General features: G+C 48.3%; 5 protein-coding genes and 1 pseudogene. 1 reads left to right on the top strand and 5 read right to left on the bottom strand.

Features of this window, described 5'->3' with window-relative positions; all coding sequences use genetic code 11:
- Positions 1-297: 297 nt before the first annotated feature.
- The 3 genes from JWJ90_RS24000 to JWJ90_RS19475 all read right to left on the bottom strand — a co-directional run bounded on the left by JWJ90_RS24000 (position 298) and on the right by JWJ90_RS19475 (position 3,042).
- Positions 298-525, bottom strand: a complete 228-nt coding sequence (locus JWJ90_RS24000) for an excisionase family DNA-binding protein (RefSeq protein WP_205228895.1) — start codon at positions 523-525, stop codon at positions 298-300.
- Positions 526-1,144: 619 nt separating this feature from the next.
- A complete protein-coding gene (locus JWJ90_RS19480) occupies positions 1,145-2,314 on the bottom strand; it encodes a Fic family protein (protein WP_205228894.1) in 1,170 nt (389 codons plus the stop codon).
- Positions 2,315-2,493: 179 nt separating this feature from the next.
- A complete protein-coding gene (locus JWJ90_RS19475; RefSeq protein WP_205228893.1) occupies positions 2,494-3,042 on the bottom strand; it encodes a recombinase family protein in 549 nt (182 codons plus the stop codon).
- Between the two features lie 112 nt (positions 3,043-3,154).
- On the opposite strand from JWJ90_RS19475, the pseudogene JWJ90_RS23995 reads away from it, so the two are divergent.
- Positions 3,155-3,631, top strand: a pseudogene (locus JWJ90_RS23995) (peroxidase family protein); the annotation flags it as partial.
- A gap of 180 nt (positions 3,632-3,811) precedes the next feature.
- Here JWJ90_RS23995 and JWJ90_RS19465 read toward each other — a convergent pair.
- Together JWJ90_RS19465 and JWJ90_RS19460 are read right to left on the bottom strand one after the other, a co-directional pair.
- Positions 3,812-3,952, bottom strand: coding sequence for a hypothetical protein (locus JWJ90_RS19465; protein WP_205228892.1), 141 nt, complete (start codon positions 3,950-3,952; stop codon positions 3,812-3,814).
- Positions 3,939-6,986, bottom strand: coding sequence for a chemotaxis protein CheB (locus tag JWJ90_RS19460; RefSeq protein ID WP_205228891.1), 3,048 nt, complete (start codon positions 6,984-6,986; stop codon positions 3,939-3,941). Before JWJ90_RS19460 ends, JWJ90_RS19465 begins: the two co-directional genes overlap by 14 nt.
- Between the last annotated feature and the right edge of the window lie 46 nt (positions 6,987-7,032).

Here is a 7,032-nt window from a genome sequence, read left to right as displayed (position 1 = left end):
AAATAGCCAATAATCTCCGGACTCCTCAAAAGAGTCTTACAGAGTGCTTGAGCCGTATGCGGGGAAACTCGCTCGTACGGTTCTGAGGAGGGGCGGGAGCCGCAAGGCTTCCGTCCTATCCGATGGGGCTGGTTGGACCATTTACAGCGGAGGGGGAAGGGATTGGAATGGTGGCTTTGGTACGCTATTTCTCGGTGGCCAGCGTTGCCCTTGTGACAAAAAAATCAACAATGCTTGTGGGGTTTTATGGATAATTTTAGGCCCAAAACAGATGGTAAATAAGATCCTTGGAGATTGTTATTTGCGCGGTGCATTCCGTCTAGGGCGACCTCGTCGTGCGACAGGTTTGATTTTGGTTGATTGAAACCATATGTGAAGGCTGGCAGAATCGAGCAGGGTTTCCTTGCCTGGCCGGTATGCTTCAATAACACCGTTCACTACAAGGCGTTGCAATCTGGATCTACCAACGCTGTATAATTCTTGGGCCTCGGCGTACGTAATATATTTTTGATTCAAAATACTCATGCGCTTTATTTTGTCGTACGGAAATTGTTTATGAGAGCATGCCATTAGTTCTCAAAATGGAAAATCCTATTGAGTTTCACGGTTTCCATTTAAAAAAGCATGTTGTTTGATTTTCCGGTTATAAAATACAGTAAAAATAAAACACAATCAAGCAAAATATGAATTTGAAGTTATCTAATAAACATTTACAAGAGCGGATGACTGCGGCGAGAGAGTAGTAACAAAGGAAATGGCGATTTTCAGTGGCCCCAAAATGGTTCAATGGAAAACCGGCAAAGGAACCGGCAAAATCGTGCAGAGTTATGCTCCTATTTTATTGATATTCAATGGATAAAATTTAAAATACTTCCGGCATAATAGGGGCACGGTAGAGGAAGATGCAAACTCGAAAAGTTTGGTTGTAACCTTGCGACCAAGGGGGATGTTTTTTGCCTCTTGCCCAGTACACTACGATTAGTGCCGGCAAATAAGAATAAGTCGTTATCTGGTAAATAGTTAGAAGATTGCATTGCTAAGAAAAGAGGCAACTGTTGCAGAATTTGCAACAGTTTAACAGTAGAAGGGGGCTTCTGTTTGGCTCGAAGTTGCAAGAGTACTTGTCCATAGGCATGGAGAAATTTCATATACCCGGTAGATCGGTGCCTCGGCTTAGGATTTCGATATAACTCTTATAGCTGAATAGGCGGTTACGCTTTTGGGCAGTCAATTCTTTCACGATATTGAGTTGCTCCAGGTGGGTCAGAGCTTTATTGACTGTAGCTGGGGTTATGCCTGTATTTTCTGCCAGAGAAGCCGAGGTGGCTATGGGGTGTTCCATAAATGCTCGATGAATTTGCAGGCATGATACTGCAGCTCGGCCAATTCCGCTGATTTTTTCACGATCTTGATTGGACAAGTTTAGAATCTGTTGGGCTGTTTCGACTGCCTGAGTTGCTGTAACAATGACAGCCTCGGCGAAGAAGTCGAGCCAAGGTTCCCAGTCGCCTGTCAGTCGGACATTGTTGAGCAACTCGTAATAATACTGACGGTGCGTTTTGAAGTAGAGGCTAAGGTAGAGCATTGGCTCGCGAAGCACCTTTTGCCCGCATAGCAGCAGCGTTATCATTAGACGGCCTAGACGACCGTTGCCATCAAGGAAAGGGTGAATCGTTTCAAACTGCACATGAGCCAGCGCTGCTTTGAGTAATACCGGTGTCGGCTCTGGTTGATCATGGAGGAAGAGCTCGAGCTTGCTCATGCACTCTAGCACCTCTTCCGCAGGAGGTGGGACAAAAGCCGCATTGCCTGGTCTGGTACCGCCGATCCAGTTTTGGCTACGACGAAATTCGCCCGGTGTTTGGCTGCTACCTCGGCCGTTGGTCAATAAAACACGGTGAATTTCACGGAATAACCGTAAAGACAATGGTAAGCCTTCCCTCATCAGACGAAGGCCGTGGTGGAGGGCTGCAACATAGTTGCTAACCTCTTGCACGTCATCAAGCGGGACTCCTGGTACTTGGTCCAACTCGAAGAGGAGGAGATCTGACAACGAAGATTGGGTCCCCTCAATCATAGAGGAAAGAACTGCTTCTTTACGAATATACATATAGAGAAACAGTGAGGTTTCCGGTAGTAGGGTTGATACGCTATCAAGCCGCCCTAGCGCTAGCAGTGCCTGGTCGAATTTGTTACGCAGTTCTGGGGGCCAATCGATTGGCGGTCGTGGTGGTAAAGGTGATGGCACAAAAGCTTGAACTTTCTCGCCTACCGTGGAAACGGTTACGTATTGGCCCTGGAGTTTTCGCTTCAATTTGGCTCCCGCAAAGTTAAAATAAGAGTTCCTCTAAATTTACTTTTAGCTGTTATCCTAAAATAAGAAGCGAAAAACAAAAATCAAGCACAACGTTTCATGTGTGGCAGAATTGGAAATGTTGTGTAGATGGGAATCGGTTCAAAAAATCATTATGTCACTAGTATTGTATTAAATTATTACATTCTGAGATATCTGTAGAATGTCGGTTTGCTGATTTCGAGTAATTGGCAAATTTCACCGATAGAATACTCACGGGAGTCATACATCTTTTTGAGTGTTTGGATTTTGCTGGCATCTAATTTGTTGCTCCTCCCTCCAACTCGTCCTCTTGCCCTAGCGGCAGCTAAGCCCGCCATGGTTCTCTCTCTGATCAGGTTTCGTTCAAACTCCGCCAGTGCTCCAAAAATGTGAAAAATTAATTTTCCACCACTGGTAGAGGTATCCAGGCCCTCCTGCAGGGATGCCAAGCCAATACCTCGGGTTTCCAACCCCTCAGCTACCTCAATTAAATGTTTTAGACTACGGCCAAGCCGATCTAATCGCCACACGACTAAGCAGTCATCCTTTCTCAAATATTCCAGCGCATTCTGAAGGCCTGGCCGGTCAACTTTTGCTCCGGATACCTTATCAGAAAAAATTTTCTCACATCCAGCTTGTTTCAGCGAATCGAACTGGAGATCATCGTTCTGTTCGAGCGTGGAAATGCGGGCGTATCCAATCTTCATTGACTCTCTGCTGGTTTTGTAAATAAACTCGATTCTATTGTTTGAATCGTTACTTTGATTAATTGATGAGTTTATTTACTAGAAAAACAAAAGAAAAGCCAGCTTTTGGGAGCTGGCTGATCGCTGTAAAGAAAACGAAGGCGAACTTGAAAATCCTTTAGCGTTACTACAAATGGGCCTAATTTATGTGAACCCGGAAGGCCCAAGCGGGTAATCTTAATCCGGTGTCTGCTGTCAAAGACATACGTGAATCATTCGGCCGAATGGCAATGAATGATGAAGAGACCGTGGCGTTGATCGCCGGTAGACATTCCCTGGGCAAAAGGTCCATGGCGCACGTAAGGCTGACTGCGTAGGCCCGGAGCCTGCCGCAGCTGCGATCGAAGAGCAGGGGCTGGGCTGGAAGAACAAGTGCGGCCAAGGTAATGCTGAAGACACCATGACCAGCGGCCTGGAAGGTGCTTGGACCCAAGCGCCTACCGCTACCGCATGGTCTACTTTGTTTCTCAGCAATCTGTTCAAGTTCGAGTGGGAAAAACAGAAATCACCCGGCGGTGGAAAAGTATGGGTGCCGACTGATAAATATGCGCATTGATCCTGCCCGTGTTGAGTGGACATCCAGTTAAGCTGATTTGAGAGCTTCAAACGCCATGGGGCTGATTCGACCATTAGCACTATGGCCGCCTTAATAATAACACATCATCCCTCACTGTGCCCTTTGGGAATCGAGTCCTTTCAAAGCTGCCTGGGAGAGGTGGCAACTCATCTGTTACACCTGATCGACTAGAAAGGGCAGTATTATGAGAATGGCAAAGACCGGGCCGAGACTCTTCTTGTCCGGTCCGCAACTATGTTCCAGGTTGTACTCTCCCAGAGGTAGCGGTCCGGTATTGAAATTAGCTTTCAACATCGACCTCTATCGCCAATAAAATCAATTCCGATTCTCCAGATTCCTCGAAGAGTCGACGAGCATTGAGCCGAAGTGAGCGCCGGCCAATTGATTCAAACTCGTGCGTCACTTCAAAATCATGAAACTCAATATTGCGCGACAAAATATCTTCCAGCAAAGTGCGTAACGCAGGGATATTCCATTGACCATTTTCCAAATCATACAGAAACTTGCCTAAAGTATCTTCAGGTGAGACGTTGAAGGTGGTGTAGAAAGCGCGATTTGCCGAGACCACTCCCAAGCCGGCATCGAGCACAATTAACGGCTCACGCACGGTGGCAACAACAGCCTCGGCCAGACGGGCATGAGCAGCACTCAGCGCCATCTTCATTTGCTTGCTTTCGGTGATGTCGGTAAAGGTGATCACCGCCCCCTCAATCACATTTTCCAGAGTCCGGTAGGGCAGGATACGCATCGCATACCACATCCCAGCCTGGGTACGCACTTCCACCTCTTTGGGGACAAGGGTGTCGAGAACGGCTTGGGTATCTGCCAGCAATGTATCATAGCCCACTAGGTTGGAAACGATATGCCCAACGGGCCGTCCGATGTCGCCCTGGATCAAATTGATGATTTTGGTCACCGCAGGGGTGAAGCGCAATATGCGGACATCATGGTCGACAAAGATGGTCCCAATGCCTGTTCCGGCCAACAGGTTGTTCATGTCGTTGTTGGCGCGCGTCAGGTCGATCACTTTGTTTTGCAGTTCGGCATTCACCGTGGCCAACTCTTCGTTGACCGATTGCAATTCCTCTTTTGAAGTTTCAAGCTCTTCATTCGTGGACTGCAATTCTTCATTGATTGACTGCATCTCCTCGTTGGATGATCTGAGCTCCTCATTGGCAGCTTGGAGGAACTCTTCTTTAGCTTGCAGCTCGTGTCGCAAGGCAACAAGGCGACTCTCCATATCCAAATCTACATTCTCTGCCGACGGACTCCCGGAAACGTCTGGAGATTCCGGTGAGCGGTCGTCATCCTGGATAACAATATCCTCAAGAATAACCAAATATAAGGGAGACACCGTCAATGAAGCTTGGGCATTAATAACCGGACGAACCGTCAGATTAATCGGAGTATAGTTGCCGTTGGTTTTAACCCGCACATTGGGGCAACGAACAATTTGCTGATCCGTGACCGCTTTATGCAATGCTAGAGTCAGTTCGTGTGTCAACCCCTCGCGTGCCATTGTTAAGATATTATAGACGCCGACCTCTCCTATCGTCGGTTCGAGATAGAAACCGGTGCGTCCATGGATATAAAGAATGTCGCCCAGCCCGTTGACCAGTGCTGCGGCAGGGGCAACTTGCTGTAACAGCTCTTGTTCGGTCAGTTCGCGTAAAGACACATTTCGAGACTTAATCATTATGCCTGATGCCTGAAGCGTTTTCTCGATAGTCATGGAGTGTAGAGGTGGCAAAAAAGTGCCAAGACCAACACGTGAGGCCCCTTGGCAGGTATCCTTTCGCTGATATATTTTCAATTTTCGATCCTGCACGTCGAAGAGATGGCCGAAGTCACCAATTGTCTCGGAAGTGCCCAAGAACAGAAATCCGCAAGGGTTCAAAGCGTAATAAAAGAGAGGGATAAGCTTTTTCTGTAAATCCCCTCCCATATAAATCAGGAGATTGCGGCAACTAATCAGGTCGATTTTGGAAAAGGGTGGATCTTTAATGATATCCTGTTCGGAAAAAATCAGCATATCACGGATGGTTTTATGAATGCGGTAGCAGCCGCCGTCAGTTTCGAGCGAAAAAAAACGAGCCAGCCGATCCGGCGTAATATCAACAGCGATGCTGGCAGGGTAGAGACCGGCTCGAGCCGTAGTAATAGCTTGACTGTCAATATCAGTTGCAAATACCTGTATTTTAAATTTTTTCTTCGACAACTCCTGGTACTCAGCAAGTAAAATGGCGAAGGAATAGGCTTCCTCTCCGGTGGCGCATCCCGGTATCCAGACGCGGACCGCATCGCCCGCAGCCTTATCGGCAAATAACCGCGGAATGATTTTGTCTTCAACGGCTTCAAATGCTTTAGGATCACGGAAAAAATTGGTGACACCGATAAGCAGATCGCGAAAAAGAGCCTCTACCTCCCTTGGTGTTTGCTGCGCATACTTAACATAGCTTGCTATCGTTTCGATTTGCTGAAGGGCCATGCGCCGCTCAATCCGCCGGTTGATGGTGCTTGGTTTGTACAAGGAAAAATCATGCCCGGTATGGGAACGCAGGAGGACGAAAATTTTTTTGAGCGCGTTCTCGTTATTACACGGCGGGGAACCGACAATTTGGGGCATGTGACCAAAGGCGTGAACCGTGTAGGCGATAAGCTGCGCTGGCATTTGGGCCGGGGCAAGTACAAAATCGACCAAACCGGAGGCAATTGCACTGCGCGGCATGCCATCGTATTCGGTAGAATCGGGATCCTGGGCCATGACCATGCCCCCCTCGTCCTTGATAGCCCGAATACCCACGGTACCGTCACTCCCGGTACCGGAAAGAACAATGCCGATGGCTCGCGCGTGTTGATCCTGGGCTAGTGAACGAAAGAAAAAATCGATGGGCAATCGCTGGCCACGAGGAGAAGAAGGCTCGAGTAATTGAAGGGTGCCTCCGAGAAAAGCCATGTCACGATTTGGAGGGATGATGTACGTGCAGTTGGGGCGGACGACCATTCCGTCCTCAACCTCAAAGACCTGCATGCGTGTATAACGCTTGACCAGCTCGGTGAGGATGCTCTTGTGGTCCGGTGCAAGGTGTTGCACCAAGACAAAGGCCATGCCGGGATCGTCATCGGCCGGCATGCCGGAAAAAAAAGACTCAAAAGCAGCCAGACCGCCCGCTGAGGCGCCAATGCCGACGATGGGAAAACCGTTAGCATTTGTTTCAACCGCGTCCGGCAATACAGCGATTTTCACCGCGCCGTTGGGCACCTTGCTGGTCTCGGCAGCGGTCGATGTTCTCGCAACGGTTGCTTTCTGCTGTTTTCGTGTAACCATACAAACCCTCCAATCTGATTTACCGTTTTTTATCGCTGATCAGCGG

Origin of the sequence: Desulfobulbus rhabdoformis, assembly GCF_016919065.1 — a bacterium.
Taxonomy (GTDB): domain Bacteria; phylum Desulfobacterota; class Desulfobulbia; order Desulfobulbales; family Desulfobulbaceae; genus Desulfobulbus; species Desulfobulbus rhabdoformis.
Note: the sequence above shows the minus strand (reverse complement) of the source record. Positions and strands in the feature narration are given on the sequence as shown.